This window comes from Bacteroidales bacterium (genome assembly GCA_013314715.1).
Taxonomy (GTDB): domain Bacteria; phylum Bacteroidota; class Bacteroidia; order Bacteroidales; family GWA2-32-17; genus Ch61.
In genome coordinates, this window is the sequence record JABUFC010000008.1 from 15341 (window position 1) to 29829 (window position 14489).

At 36.4% G+C, this 14489-nt stretch carries 8 protein-coding genes; 7 read left to right on the top strand and 1 reads right to left on the bottom strand.

Annotated elements, in window-relative coordinates:
- Positions 1–2 precede the first annotated feature (2 nt).
- Entirely contained in the window at positions 3–2762 is a 2760-nt protein-coding gene (uvrA, locus tag HPY79_03030) for an excinuclease ABC subunit UvrA (protein ID NSW44786.1), read from the bottom strand.
- Positions 2763–2894: 132 nt separating this feature from the next.
- Here uvrA and HPY79_03035 point away from each other — a divergent pair, with 132 nt between their 5' ends.
- Genes HPY79_03035 through HPY79_03065 form a run of 7 tightly spaced genes read left to right on the top strand, consistent with a single transcriptional unit; the run spans position 2895 to position 14479 of the window.
- Positions 2895–3488 (top strand): RNA polymerase sigma factor, encoded by a 594-nt coding sequence (locus HPY79_03035; protein NSW44787.1) that lies wholly within the window; start codon positions 2895–2897, stop codon positions 3486–3488.
- Positions 3489–3547: 59 nt separating this feature from the next.
- Positions 3548–3703, top strand: a complete 156-nt coding sequence (locus HPY79_03040) for a hypothetical protein (protein NSW44788.1) — start codon at positions 3548–3550, stop codon at positions 3701–3703.
- 49 nt (positions 3704–3752) lie between these two features.
- Positions 3753–3905: a rubredoxin gene (locus HPY79_03045; protein NSW44789.1), complete on the top strand. Its 153-nt coding sequence runs from the start codon at positions 3753–3755 to the stop codon at positions 3903–3905.
- 58 nt (positions 3906–3963) lie between these two features.
- On the top strand, positions 3964–4557 hold the full coding sequence (locus tag HPY79_03050) for an RNA polymerase sigma factor (protein ID NSW44790.1): 594 nt from the start codon (positions 3964–3966) through the stop codon (positions 4555–4557).
- Complete coding sequence (locus tag HPY79_03055; GenBank protein NSW44791.1) at positions 4544–5737, top strand: gliding motility-associated C-terminal domain-containing protein; 1194 nt, start codon at positions 4544–4546, stop codon at positions 5735–5737. The genes HPY79_03050 and HPY79_03055 overlap by 14 nt, the downstream gene beginning before the upstream one ends.
- A 35-nt stretch (positions 5738–5772) precedes the next feature.
- Positions 5773–6318, top strand: coding sequence for a hypothetical protein (locus HPY79_03060; protein ID NSW44792.1), 546 nt, complete (start codon positions 5773–5775; stop codon positions 6316–6318).
- Positions 6319–6322: 4 nt separating this feature from the next.
- A complete protein-coding gene (locus HPY79_03065) occupies positions 6323–14479 on the top strand; it encodes a PKD domain-containing protein (protein NSW44793.1) in 8157 nt (2718 codons plus the stop codon).
- The last annotated feature ends 10 nt before the right edge of the window (positions 14480–14489 follow it).

Consider the following 14489-nt stretch of genomic DNA (forward strand, 5'->3'; position numbering starts at 1 on the left):
TTTTATTCGTATAATTTTTCTTTTAAAAATTTACCTGTTAACGATTTCTCATTTTTACAAATATCTTCTGGGGTACCAGTGGCAACAATATAGCCTCCTTTATCACCGCCTTCAGGACCAAGATCAATAACCCAATCGGCCGATTTTATTACTTCTAAATGATGTTCTATTAGAATAATGCTGTGATGACGATTAAGAAGTTCATAAAAAGCTTTTAGTAAAAGTTGAATGTCGTGTATGTGAAGTCCTGTTGTAGGCTCATCAAAAATAAAAAGTGTGCTTGGGGCATTTTTCTGACTAATAAAACTTGCTAATTTAAGTCGTTGACTTTCGCCTCCGCTCAAAGTTGAGGTAGTTTGTCCTAGTTTTAAATAGCCTAAGCCAACCATTTGCAAAATTTTTAATTTACGAACAATTTCATTTTCTGTAGCAAGATTTACTTCGCTGAAAAATGTTATGGCTTCGTCAACGGTTAATTCAAGAATATCGTAAATGTTTTTTCCACGATATTCAACTTCAAGTATCTCTGGTTTAAAGCGTTTACCATTACAGCTTTCGCAAACCAATTTAACATCGGCCATAAACTGCATTTCAATATTGATATAACCATCACCGTTACATTCGTCGCATCGTCCACCTTCAACATTAAAAGAAAAATGACTGGGTTTAAAACGCATTTGTTTGGCTAATGGTTGATTACTAAAAAGCGAACGAATATCATCGTAAATTTTTAAATAAATAACAGCATTAGAACGTGTTGATTTGCCAATGGGGTTTTGGTCAACTAATACAACATCTTGAATAGCTTCGATATTGCCCGTTATATCGGTATAGCCTGTTGTTTTTATACTATTTCCAAGTTTTTTTTGTATGGCTGGATATAAAACTTCGTTGATAAGGGTCGATTTACCTGAACCACTTACACCTGTTATTACGGTTAAGACTTTAAGTGGTATTTCTACATCAATATGTTTTAAATTATGTAAGTGTGCATCTATTATTTTAATGTATAAGTTCGATTTTCTTCTTATACTGGGAACTGGAATTTTAAGTTTTTTACTAAGATATTGCGAAGTCAAACTTTCAGGAATAGCCTGCAGTAAGTTCGGAGTTCCATGATAAACAACTTTGCCACCCTGAAAACCTGCACCTGGTCCCATATCAATAATGTAATCGGCTTGACGTATTATTTCTTCGTCGTGTTCTACAACTAATACCGTATTACCCAAACTTTTAAGCGTTTTTAGAACATTTAGTAATCGTTGGGTGTCTGCTGGATGTAATCCTATACTTGGTTCATCGAGTATGTATAACGAACCAACAAGACTGCTTCCAAGCGATGTAGATAAATGTATACGTTGTGATTCGCCCCCTGATAAAGTAGCAGAGCTACGATTGAGCGACAAATAACCTAATCCGACTTCAATTAAATAATTTAAACGATTATTAATTTCAATAAGTAGCCGTTCTGCAATTTTGTATTCGTGTTTAGATAGTTTTAAATGATCAAAAAAAATTTTAACCTCTTTTATTGACATCATCAGTAAATCGCCTAAACTTTTATCGTTAATTTTTACATATTCGGTTTCGGGTTTTAAGCGTTTGCCTTTGCAGGTTGGGCATAGGGTTTTGCCTCTATAACGCGAGAGCATTACTCTATATTGAATTTTATAAAGATTTTCTTGTAAAAATTTAAAAAAATCGTTTATGCCAGGAAAGTAAGCTGTGCCTTCCCATAGCATTCGTTTCTCTTCTTCGGTTAACTTGAAATATGGTGTATGAACAGGAAAACCTATTTTATGAGCATTTTTAATCAATAAAATTTTCCACTCTTGCATGGTTTCGCCTCTCCAACAAGCAACAGCATCACTATAAATCGATAAATTTTTGTCGGGAATTACTAAGTCTTCATCAATACCAATGGTCTGACCAAAGCCTTCGCATGTGGGACAAGCGCCAGCAGGACTGTTAAAATTGAACATTTGAGGATGAGGCTCTTCAAAACTAAGTCCATCGGCTTCAAATTTATTAGAAAAAAAGGTTATCTGCCATTTGTCGTCTGATTTTATACCAATAACACATTCGCCTTTACCTTCGAAAAAAGAAGTTTCAATAGAGTCGGCTAACCGGTCATACATTTCTTTATTGTGGCAAGTTTCAAAGCGATCTACCACAATAAACATTGAACTGTTTGTACTTTTTATAGTATCTAATTTTATAAAATCATCGTGTATAAAAGCACGAATATAACCTTGTTGTATGAGTTGGTTTATATCTATATTTGATTGCTCATATCTAAATGCGATAAAGCCTAACTGATGGTTGGGTTGTTGACAAATAAAATCGAGCACATCTTTTACACTGTGTTTTTTTACTTCTTTGTGAGATATGGGTGAAATGGTTTTACCTATACGAGCAAAAAGTAATTTTAAATATTCGTGAATTTCTGTTGAGGTACCAACTGTAGAACGTGGATTGGAAGTGTTGTTTTTTTGTTCGATGGCAATGGCAGGTGGAATTCCACTTATAAAATCAACTTCGGGCTTTTGCATTCGGTTTAAAAATTGACGTGCATATGACGATAAACTTTCTACATAGCGACGTTGACCTTCGGCAAAAAGAGTATCAAAGGCTAACGACGATTTGCCACTGCCCGATAAGCCTGTAACTACAATTAGTTGATTTAATGGAATCGATAAACTAATGTTTTTTAGATTGTTGACACGTGCTCCTTGTATAATGATCGATTTATTCTCTTCGATATTTTGCATTTTCGGAATAATTTTTGCAAAGGTAATGATTGATTTTTGAAACTTTATTATTAACTTTGCGTATTAAAACTAAAAATTTGCTGCCTATCGAAAAATTTTACCACTAAACAAAAAAAAGTGGTTATGAAAATGAATCAATATTCCGATTATGAGCTTATTCAAGCTTATATATCGGGCAATGAGGCAGCTGTTGAAATGATCCTTAATCGATATAAGCGAAAAGTTTATACCTACATTTATTATAGAATTAGAAATAAAGAAATAGTTGCCGATTTGTTTCAGGATACTTTTATTAAAGTCTTTAAATCAATTAAAGAAAACAAATATGCCGAAGATGGTAAGTTTGGAGCTTGGCTAATGCGAATTGCACATAATCTGGTGATAGATTATATCCGAAAAGAAACTCGCCTTAAAACTGTCGCTGTTGATAGTTATGATTATGACATTTTAAATAATAAAAAAATTACCGAGGATTCTACCGAACATAATATTATTAAAAACGAAATAGGACACGATATAAAACACTTACTCGATTATTTGCCAGAAAATCAACGCGAAGTGATTATTATGCGTCATTTTTTAGGAATGAGTTTTAAAGAAATAGCCGAAGAAACCAATGTAAGCATTAATACTGCTCTTGGACGCATGCGTTATGCGCTTATTAATTTAAAACGCATCGTAGAAGAACATAATATAGTTTTAGAAGTAAAAGAATAATTTTTGGGGATAATAAAATAATAGGCGTTTTAAAGCGTTATATAAAATAAAAACTGCCTATGATTATTTCTACTATTATTTATTTTAATGATAATACTAGCGACGAAGAACCAGTTTTAATACCATTCAATGAAGATTTTAACTTCGAAAAATTTTATATAGACCCACCGATATCGTTGCTAGAATCAACTATACAAGCTATTAGAAACCTATAATTTGCTGTTATAGTAATTTTTTTTTATCTTTACACTTAAAAAAGAAAATATGTACAAGTGTAAAGTTTGTGGTTATGTTTACGACCCCAAGTTAGGCGACCCAAGCCAAAATATTCCAGAAAATACCGATTTTGACAAATTACCTTACGATTGGAAATGCCCTATTTGCGACGCTCCTACTGACGATTTTGAAAAAATATAGTAATTTTTTTTAATCATTGGCAACCCTACCATTTTTATTACGTCTTTAAATTAGATTCATGAAGGTTAACTGGCAAGATAACGATGCTGTGAGCAAGATTGTTGATGCATGTGTCAAGGGCGACCGCATGAGTCAAGAAATTTTATACAAATCGTTCTATGGCAAAATGGCAACCGTATGTATGCGTTATGCTAAAAACAAAGAAGAAGCCTATGATATTTTGCAAGAAGGATTTGTAAAAGTTTTTGAAAAATTGAAAAATTTCGAAAAAAAAGGTTCTTTAGAAGGTTGGATTAGAAGAATTATGGCGAATACTGCTATAGACCACATTCGCAAAAGGAAAGATTTTTATTTGTCATCTGACGATTCTTATGAATTGGATAGCATGGTAGATGATTCATCATTGGATATAGAATTAGAGCCGTTGGTTAACTTGAAGGTTGAAATTATTATATCGTTAATACAAAATCTTTCGCCTGCTTACCGAACGGTATTCAATATGTATGTATTAGAAAATATGACGCACAAAGAAATCGCCGACTATTTGAATATCAGTGAAGGTACTTCTAAATCGAATCTAGCCAAAGCCAAACAAAAATTGAAAGAAATGGTAGAAACTTATATAAAATTACACAAGCATGAAGCCTTTTAATGAACATTTACAGGAAAAACTCAATGCATATGAGTACCCATATCAAGAGGGCTCGTGGGAACTAGTTCAACGAAAGTTGAAAATACGAAAAATATGGAAATGGGGTAGAATTACTGTAGCTACAATTGCCGTTGTAGCTTCTTCAATCGTTATTTTTAATCAAATACAAAATCAAAAAGTAAATAATAGAGATCAGGTTTCAAAACAAAAAATTGAAAAAATAGATTCAAAAATATCACAAACTCCACAAATGTCGAATAAACAAAACGAAACATCATCTATTTATCATTCTGCTAAGGATATAATAAAAAACAATAATAAAACGATTGCAGTTGATAACTCAAATATTTCTACAAAAAACATCGATGTTAATAGTAATAACCATGAATCAATAAACAATAATGTAAACACCACCGTTACTTCTATAAATGTCAACTTTACTAAAAGCACGAGCCAAGGTTGTGTTCCCTTAGATGTTATATTTAATGCTAACGTAAATGCAAAAAATGTCGATTGTGTTTGGGATTTTGGCGATGGTAGCTATGCTTATGAATTTAACACTCACCATGAATATAAAAAAGGAGGAAAGTATAACGTAAGCCTTAAAGTAAAAACGAGCGATGGACAAATATTTACTTCAGAGCCACAAACCGTTCAGGTATGGTATGCACCTAAAGCTATTTTCGAATATTCAACTGAAGAAAATTGTATAAATTTAAAGAATCTTTCAAAACAATCGACATTTGTGAATTGGTACATCAACGATTCACTTGTAAGTGATGAGTCGACTCATTTTTGTTTTAATAAATCTGGCAAAGCTGTTATTTCGTTATTAGTCGAAAATAAAGAAGGATGTATCGATTCAATTAGCAAAACCATTGAACTTGTTTATAAAATGCCGGTAAAATTTGCCAACGCTTTTACTCCCGATGGTGATGGTGTCAATGATTTATTTGGGCCACAGGTCCTAGATGAATCATTCTATAGTTTTAAAATGTTTATCTATAATAAGTTAGGCAAATGTGTTTATGAAGCAAATGGAAATCATGTATATTGGGACGGAACCGATATGAATACAAAACAACTATGTATGCCGGATGATTATTTCTACAAGGTTTTAGTTGTTGATAAATTGGGTAATAAAAATGAATTTTCAGGTAAAATTCAATTGAAACGATAAATAAAAAATGTTAAATTTGCATAAAAATTTTTAAAATGAGAAAAGTACTTTTATGGATATCTGTTCTAATTGCGAGCAGTTTATTCGCTCAACAAGGTTTTGATTTGAAAAAATATGTTGCATTTAAGTTTTATACCAATGGTATTAACGATGAAAAAACGGCAGATTACGTTGCTCGAACTTTAGAAAAATCTCAGTTGTCAACCTTCTCTGCGTTTAATTATAAAGAAAATATCGGATATTCGATAGTGACTGATGCTTATTATGCTCATGAAATTGAAAAGTATATCAATAATATGATGAATGTACGTGTTGAAAGTTATGAAATTGTTGAACTAACAGAAGATCTATTTTTAGATATATATTTAATTAAAGGAAATGCTTTATCTAGTAAGTCAAAGCAACTACCGCCATTTATTTCTATGGGTCCATATACTCAGTTATCAAACGATTTATACGCATTAGCTAAGTCGATCTGGATAAAAAAGTATCCCGATGTTTACAATTCGTTTTTCCATTCTTCGCCACTAACCCCTGAACAAATAGAAGAACAAAATCGAAAGTTAAACCGAAAAAATTAAAGTCATGAAAAAATATTTATTACTACTTGTTATATTTACCATTTTTGGATTTATTGATGCATTTTCTCAATGCAGCAATTGCAATTCAAATTATCCTTCTGCTTTACAAACGATTACTCCAGGACAAACATTAACGGTTAGTTCTTGTGTATATGGTGGGGAATATTCTTATTATAGTGTAACATCGGGAGTTACATATACATGGCAAACCTGTGGTGATTCAGATTTTGATACACAGTTAACTTTATTTCAGGGTGGAACTTGCGGCAGTGGAACTGTATTAGCAAACAACGATGATGGGTGTGGAACTCAATCAACAATAACTTGGACTGCTACTTTTACTGGAACAGTAACTTTGTTATTGAGTCAATATAGTTGTGCTAATAACTCAACTTGTATGACACTTTCGTGGAGTGCAACGGGAGGAGGTAGTGGAGGAGGTGGTGGAGGAGCAGATTGTGCTCATGCCGACCCTTTTTGTACTGGTACTACCTATAATTTTCCAATGCAAACCAATAATGGAAGTGCAGAAACAGGACCACAATATGGTTGTTTATGTGCTACCCCAAACCCCGTTTGGTATTATTTAAGAATTTCTCAATCCGGACCCATTGGTATTACTATTTCAAGTACTTGTGGTGATATTGACTATGCTGCATGGGGACCATTTAGCTCTTTAACTTGTTCTCCAAGTGATTTAACAACTAACACTTCAGGTTGTGGAGGAAATTATTCAGCACCTAGTGGCAATATGGTTGATTGTGCTTATAGTGGTGCGGCAACAGAAGTTTTAGATATTTCTAATGCTTTGGTAGGTCAATATTATTTGCTTTGTATTACTAATTACGCAAACTGTGTTGGTAATTGTATTTTTTCTCAAACAAGTGGTACAGGAGCTACAGACTGTAGTATTGTAACTTGCGATATAACAAACTTAACGGCCACGCCTTCGGCTTGTAATTCGGCTACTAACACATATTCTGTTTCAGGTACTATTACATTTAATGGGCAACCTACCACGGGTACGCTTACTATTACTGATAATGCCGGACAAAGTCAAACGTTTAATGCACCTTTTACCAGTCCGATAAATTATACTATTTCAGGTATTACTGCCAATGGAGCGGCACATACAATTACAGCTCAATTTAGTAATGCACCTTCGTGTAATTTTACTGTAAATTATACAGCACCACCTGCATGTAATACATGTACTGCCAATGCTGGTCCAGATCAAACGGTATGTGGATTGTCAGCAACATTAGGTGCAACAGGTGGGGCGGGATATAGCGCTTATCAATGGTCAAATGTACCAGGGTTAACTTTCAGCAATATTGCTTCGCCAACATCAACGGTTACAGCATCATCACCAGGGACATATACTTTAACTTGGAATGTAACGACTACCGCTGGAGTTACTTGTTCCGACCAAGTAGCTATTACATTTGTGAATCCACAAGCAGGTTTTACATATAATGGCAATCAATGTGTTACAGGCAATAGTTATAATTTTACCAATACAGGTACTTCATCGGGAGCAACGTATTCATGGACTTTCCCTAGTGGAAGCCCTTCTACATCTACAGCTCAAAATCCAACGGGCATAACATGGAGTACACCAGGAACTTATACTGTAACCCAAACCGTTACTCAAGGTTCTTGTACCGCGACTTATTCTCAAATAATTACCGTTTATCCAAATCCTACTGCTAACATTACTCCTACTAATGTTACATGTTTTGGGGCTTGTAATGGGAGTGCTATAGCTTCGGGAAGTGGTGGAAGTGGATCATATTCTTACAGCTGGAATACCGGACCTACCTCGCAAACCATATCATCATTGTGTCCGGGGACTTATACCGTTACCGTTACCGATACATATGGTTGTAAAGGGACTGCTTCAGTAAATATAACTCAGCCTGCAGCACTCACATTAACGACTACACGAACAAATCCTACTTGTAATGGAACTTGTAATGGAACTGCAAATGTTTCGGTTACCGGTGGTATAGGACCATTTAGTTATTTGTGGAGTAATTCTGGAAACACAGCGTCTATAAATGGTTTATGTGCTGGAACTTATACCGTAACAGTTACTGACCAAGCTTCGCCAGGTTGTACTCAAACAGCTAACGTTGTTTTAACTGATCCACCTGCTATGGTTTTATCTACCTCAAAAGTGGATGCAACATGCGGAGCAAACAATGGTTCAGCTACTGTAACAATAACTTCAGGTGGAACGCCCAATTACAATTATGCTTGGTCAAACGGTTCAACAACGAATAATACAACAGCTACCTCTAATACTATTAATGGTTTAGGAGCAGGGGCGTATACTGTAACTGTAACGGATGCAAACGGTTGCAGCAAAACAACAATCGTTAATGTTGCTAGTTCGGGAGCACCAACTGCAACTATTACGGCAAGTACCAACCCTCTATGTAATGGACAATGTAATGGAACAGCTACCGTTTCATTAACAGTTACTACAACACCTCCATATAATTATTATTGGTCGAATGGTTCACAAACATTAGGAACAGCTTCGACTTCAAATAGTGTTAGTAATCTTTGTACAGGTTCAACTTCAGTAACGGTTACCGATAATTTAGGTTGTAGTGCAGTAACATCTGTAAATTTAACTGCTCCTTCAGCTCTTGCTCAAAGTACTACTTCAGTTAGCGCACATTGTGGACATAACGATGGAAGTGCTACTATTAATGTTTCTGGAGGAACGCCCGGATATACGTACCAATGGAATGCAGCTGCAGGTAGTCAAACTACTCAAACAGCAAATAATTTACTGCCTGGTAGTTATACTGTAACGGCTACCGATGTTAATGGTTGTACCATAGTAGGGAATGTTACTGTTGGTAATTTAGCAGGTGTGGTTGCTTCTATTGCTTCGCAAACCAATGTTAGTTGCAATGGAGGTAATAATGGTACGGCAACTGCAACGGGAACCGGTGGCAATTTACCCTACGGTTATTTGTGGCCTGCTTCTGCTGGAAATCAAACAACGGCAACTGCAACTAATCTTGCTGCTGGTAGTTATGTTGTTACTGTAACCGATGCCAATGGTTGTACCTCAACCTCAACCGTTACAATTACACAACCTTCTGCAGTTACAGCAATTGCTTCCGTTGTATCAAATGCATTGTGTAATGGATCGTGCAATGGATCGGCCAATGTTGTGGGAGGAGGTGGAACTTCGCCTTATACCTATTTATGGTCAAATACACAAACTTCTGCAACGGCAACCGGTTTATGTGCAGGAACCTATAATGTTACAGTACGCGATGCCAATAATTGTTCGGCTGTAACTTCTGTAAATATAACTCAACCTACAACGTTAACAGCAAGTGCTAGTTCGATTTCGGCTCATTGTAACCAAAACGATGGCTCTGCTTCAGCATCGGCAAGTGGAGGAACACCGCCATATAATTATAATTGGAATAGTGGTCAAACAGTACAAAATATTTCTGGAATAGTTACTGGTAGTTATACTGTAACTGTAACAGATGCTAATGGATGTACTGCAGTCGCTAATACGGTAGTAGGAAATATTCCGGGTGGCACTGCAACGATAGCTTCTTTAAACTACACTTCTTGTAGTGGTGTTTGTGACGGGTCGACTTCAGTGTCTATGTCGGGTGGTACATTGCCCTACAACTACTTGTGGTCAAATGGAGCAACTTCGTCCTCAATATCGGGTTTATGTGCTGCTATTTATACTGTTACTGTAACTGATGCAGCCGGTTGTACAGCTACAGCGACTGCCGATGTTAAATCACCAGATCCTTTAATTTTATCATTTAATGTGAATGATATCCTTTGTTTTGGTGCTTGTAATGGTAGCATAGATGTAACTCCAACAGGAGGAACTTTGCCTTATTCATATAATTGGAGTAATAGTGTTTTTGTGGCCAATAATGACAATTTATGTAGTGGCACTTACACTGTAACAGTAACTGACAGTCATGGTTGTTCTGCAACAGGATCAAGAACTATTAGTTCTATTCCTCCAATAACACTTTCGGCTGTTTCTACTGATGCTAATTGTAATCAATCCAATGGTGCTTTGGATTTAACTGTTACTAATGGAGCTTTCCCGTTTACGTTTAATTGGTCGAATGGTGGAACAACAGAAGATTTAACTAATATTCCTGCAGGTGTTTATAATGTAACGGTAACAGATGTTAAAGGTTGTACAGCAACGGGAAGTTTTACAGTTTCTAATATAAGCGGACCTCAAGCAAGTATATCGTCATTTACAAATATTACATGTAATGGTTTGTGCAATGGTGTTGCAACGGGTCAAGTTACTGGAGGAACACCTCCATTTATATATGCTTGGAGCAATGGTCAAACAAGTCAAACAGCAACAAGCTTATGTTCAGGATCATATACATTTAGCGTTACTGATGCTGCTGGATGTGTAAGTACAGCAAATGTTACTATTACTCAGCCAACACCTCTTCAAATAGTAAATATCTCTAGTACATCGCCAGCTTGTAATGGAGATTGTAACGGTACAGCAAGTGTTATTGTTTCGGGTGGAACAACGCCTTATACTTACCAGTGGACAGGTGGTTCTCCTTTTGGTGGCAATTCTCCGACTACTGCATCAACAGGAGGTATATGTAGTGGTATGTTAACCGTAACGATTACCGATGCGAATGGTTGTACCGTAACTGGAAGTACAGGTGTAGTTGAGCCAGCTATTTTGTCGTTAGTCCCTAACTCAACACCGGAATCTTGTTCGGGGGCACATGATGGAACTGCTTCTGTTGTCCCTGCTGGTGGTACAGTACCTTATACATATCAATGGTCGGCAAATACAGGTGGACAAACAACCTCTACTGCATTTAATTTAGCTTCGGGTAGTTATTCTTGTACAGTTACCGATGCACATGGCTGTACTGTTAGCATTCCTGTTAATGTTACTGGTCCCAATCCAATGGTATTTAATAATATTACTAGTACCGACATCCCTTGTTACCAAGCAAATAATGGAACCATTTCAGTTAATGTGGGTGGTGGTACTCCTCCTTATAGTTACCAATGGACAAATTCGATTGGAACTTATGCTTCTACCAATCAAAATATTGGTAATTTACCAGCTGAAACGTATTTTTTAACCGTTACTGATGCTAATGGATGTTACATTACTACTAATGTTGTGATAAATCAACCTCCAGCATTACAACTAAATTTAATTAAAACAGATGAAACATGTTATCAATTTTGCAACGGAACTATTCAAGCCAATGTATCGGGTGGACAAGTTCCATATAGTTATTTATGGTCAAATGGAGCGGTAACTTCATCATTAAATAATTTATGTCCGGGTAATTATGGTGTTACCGTTACCGATCATAATGGTTGCACTATTTCAGGAAATGTTACGGTTATCGGTCCGCCATTGTTGCAAATAGATGTAGTTAGTATAGTGCCAGCAACTTGTGGACAGTCCAATGGAGAGGCAACCATAAGTTTCCAAGGTGGGACAACGGGTTATAGCATACAATGGTCAACAGGAGGAAACTCAGTTCATGAAACGGGTATGCCAGCTGGAAATCACACGGTAACCCTAATTGACCAAAATGGGTGTACAGCAACACAACAAATTTCGATTCAAAATTTAACAGGACCTAGTATAACTTCGGTTGTTTCAAGTCCTGTTTCTTGTGCAGGTTTTGCCGATGGAGTAGCCATTGTTAGTTATACTCCATCAAATCCTCCTGCTCCACCATATATAACAACTTGGAACAATGGCATGAATGGTGATACTATTACAGGTTTAGCAGGTGGAACTTATTATGTTACTGTTCAGGATGCTAATGGTTGTATAACTGCTGGTAATGTTGTAGTGCAAGAACCCACGCAATTTGTTTCCGTAGTTAGTGGAACCACTCATAACCATTGTTATGGTGAATGTATTGGTACGGCTAGTATTTTAGCGGGTGGTGGTACTCCTCCTTATACTTATTCGTGGTTAGGTATTGGGCAGACGGGCTCAAGTGCAACTGGTTTATGTGCTGGAACTTATTCTGTTGTAGCTGTAGATGCGAGAGGGTGTACTTCAGTAAATACAGTTACTATAAATGAGCCTCCCGCTATTACAATTAATGGAACTACTACTGATGTTTTATGTAATGGTGGAAACAGTGGAATAGTATCCATCTCCGTAAGTGGTGGAACACCTGTATATCAATATGTATGGCAACCTCCTGCCTTTGGTACCACTTCGGTTATAGCAAATATGCCTGCCGGTACATACACGGTTGTAGTTACTGATAGTTGGAACTGTTCAAATACTGCTAGCTTTACCATTAATCAACCCGATCCCATCGTTGTTTATACATCGTCAACCCCAGCCCATTGTGGCGATAATAATGGAACTGCAACTATAGATTCTATTACAGGAGGAGTTCCCTCGTATACTTATTTATGGTCGCCAGGAAATATGACAACCAATCATGTAACCGATTTAGCTAGTGGAATTTATCAGTTGATAATAACTGATGCAAATGGCTGTACACAGGTAACTCCTGTTCCTGTTAGTGAAATATATCCACCAGAGCAAATAAGCTTTAGTAAAACAGATGCATTATGTTATGGCAGCTTTGATGGAACTGCTACAGCAACAGTTAATGGTGGATTAGCTCCATACTCATATCAGTGGAGTAATGGCCAAACAACTAACCAAGCAGTAAATTTAGGAGCAGGAACTTATAGTGTAACTGTTACCGATAATAATGGTTGCAGTATAGCAAACAGCGTTACCATAAATCAACCTAACCCAATTATTGTCTATGCCAATGGAAGTGATACAATATGTATGGGTAATTACAGTGTTAATATAACTGCAAATGCTTCAGGTGGAACTCCACCTTATACTTTCACATGGACAGGACCCGATTTAACCAACCCAAATTCTCAAGTTCAATTAGTCTCACCTGATTCTACTACCAATTATTTTGTAAATGTATATGATGCCAATGGTTGTGCTTCGTCTATACCTGGAAGTGTTACAGTATATGTTTATCCGCCTATTACAGCAACTATTTCTAACGATGTAGTTATTTGTTCGGGCGATATGTATCCTATTCAAGTAAATGCACAAGGCGGTAAACCTCCTTATACTTATATATGGAACATTGGAAATGGGAATCCAAATTTAGTAACTCCTAGTGATACAACTACTTATACAGTTGAGGTTCACGATGCTTGTGGTACTCCACCTGCCACTGCTTCAATGACAATTTTTGTACAAGAGCCTCCTCATATTATTCGTCATCCACGTTTCCAAAAAGGTTGTGTGCCTTTATTAGCTAATTTCGATTGTTTGGTTGATCCTGCTTCACAACCCGTTACTTACTCTTGGAATTTTGGTGATCCGTCTTCGGGCTTATTAAATACATCACAAGATAGTGTAACATCGCATCTGTACGGGATACAAGGGAATTATGATGTTACATTAGTGCTTACTTCTTCGTTTGGTTGTCAAACTACACAAATTTATAATAACTTAGTGCAGGTATTCCCTTATCCTCAGGTTGATTTTACTTATAGTCCAACAGAAAACATATCAGCTATTAATGGTGATGTTTGGTTTGCTGCTCAAACCGATGCTAGTAATCAACTTATATGGAATTTTGGAGATGGTAGTGTGGCTGCCGGACAAATGAATCCAATGCATACCTATACACAACCTGGTATATATGAAATTCTTCTGATTGCTCGAAATGGTGAGGGTTGTGCAGATACTGCTATCCATGCTTTAAAAGTAAACGAAGTATTTACTTTATGGGTACCTACTGCGTTTACACCCGGAAGTGGAAATGGTAACGCATATTTCTACCCTCGCGGTTTAGGAATTGATTCGAGCGATTATTATTTGGCTATTTTCGATCGTTGGGGACAAATGGTTTTTGAAACCCGAGTATTTCCACCAGCTACTAATTTAACACCAAGCGAGGTAATGTCTTTATCGGCTACGCAATTACAGTGGGAACCGGGCGGTTGGAATGGTGGTTACATGAATGATGTAAGCAAAATTGTTCCTGTTGGTACCTATACTTGGTATGTTAAAGTTAAAGAAAAAGATACAGGTTATATCCACGAAAAAACTGGTCCCGTAACAGTGATACGATAGAAATAAAGGC

Excerpts from the sequence above, each read along its gene's own strand:
- HPY79_03035 (NSW44787.1), top strand. The coding sequence starts at position 2,895 with ATGAAAATGAATCAATATTCCGATTATGAGCTTATTCAAGCTTATATA.
- HPY79_03040 (NSW44788.1), top strand. The coding sequence starts at position 3,548 with ATGATTATTTCTACTATTATTTATTTTAATGATAATACTAGCGACGAA.
- HPY79_03045 (NSW44789.1), top strand. The coding sequence starts at position 3,753 with ATGTACAAGTGTAAAGTTTGTGGTTATGTTTACGACCCCAAGTTAGGC.
- HPY79_03050 (NSW44790.1), top strand. The coding sequence starts at position 3,964 with ATGAAGGTTAACTGGCAAGATAACGATGCTGTGAGCAAGATTGTTGAT.
- HPY79_03055 (NSW44791.1), top strand. The coding sequence starts at position 4,544 with ATGAAGCCTTTTAATGAACATTTACAGGAAAAACTCAATGCATATGAG.
- HPY79_03060 (NSW44792.1), top strand. The coding sequence starts at position 5,773 with ATGAGAAAAGTACTTTTATGGATATCTGTTCTAATTGCGAGCAGTTTA.
- HPY79_03065 (NSW44793.1), top strand. The coding sequence starts at position 6,323 with ATGAAAAAATATTTATTACTACTTGTTATATTTACCATTTTTGGATTT.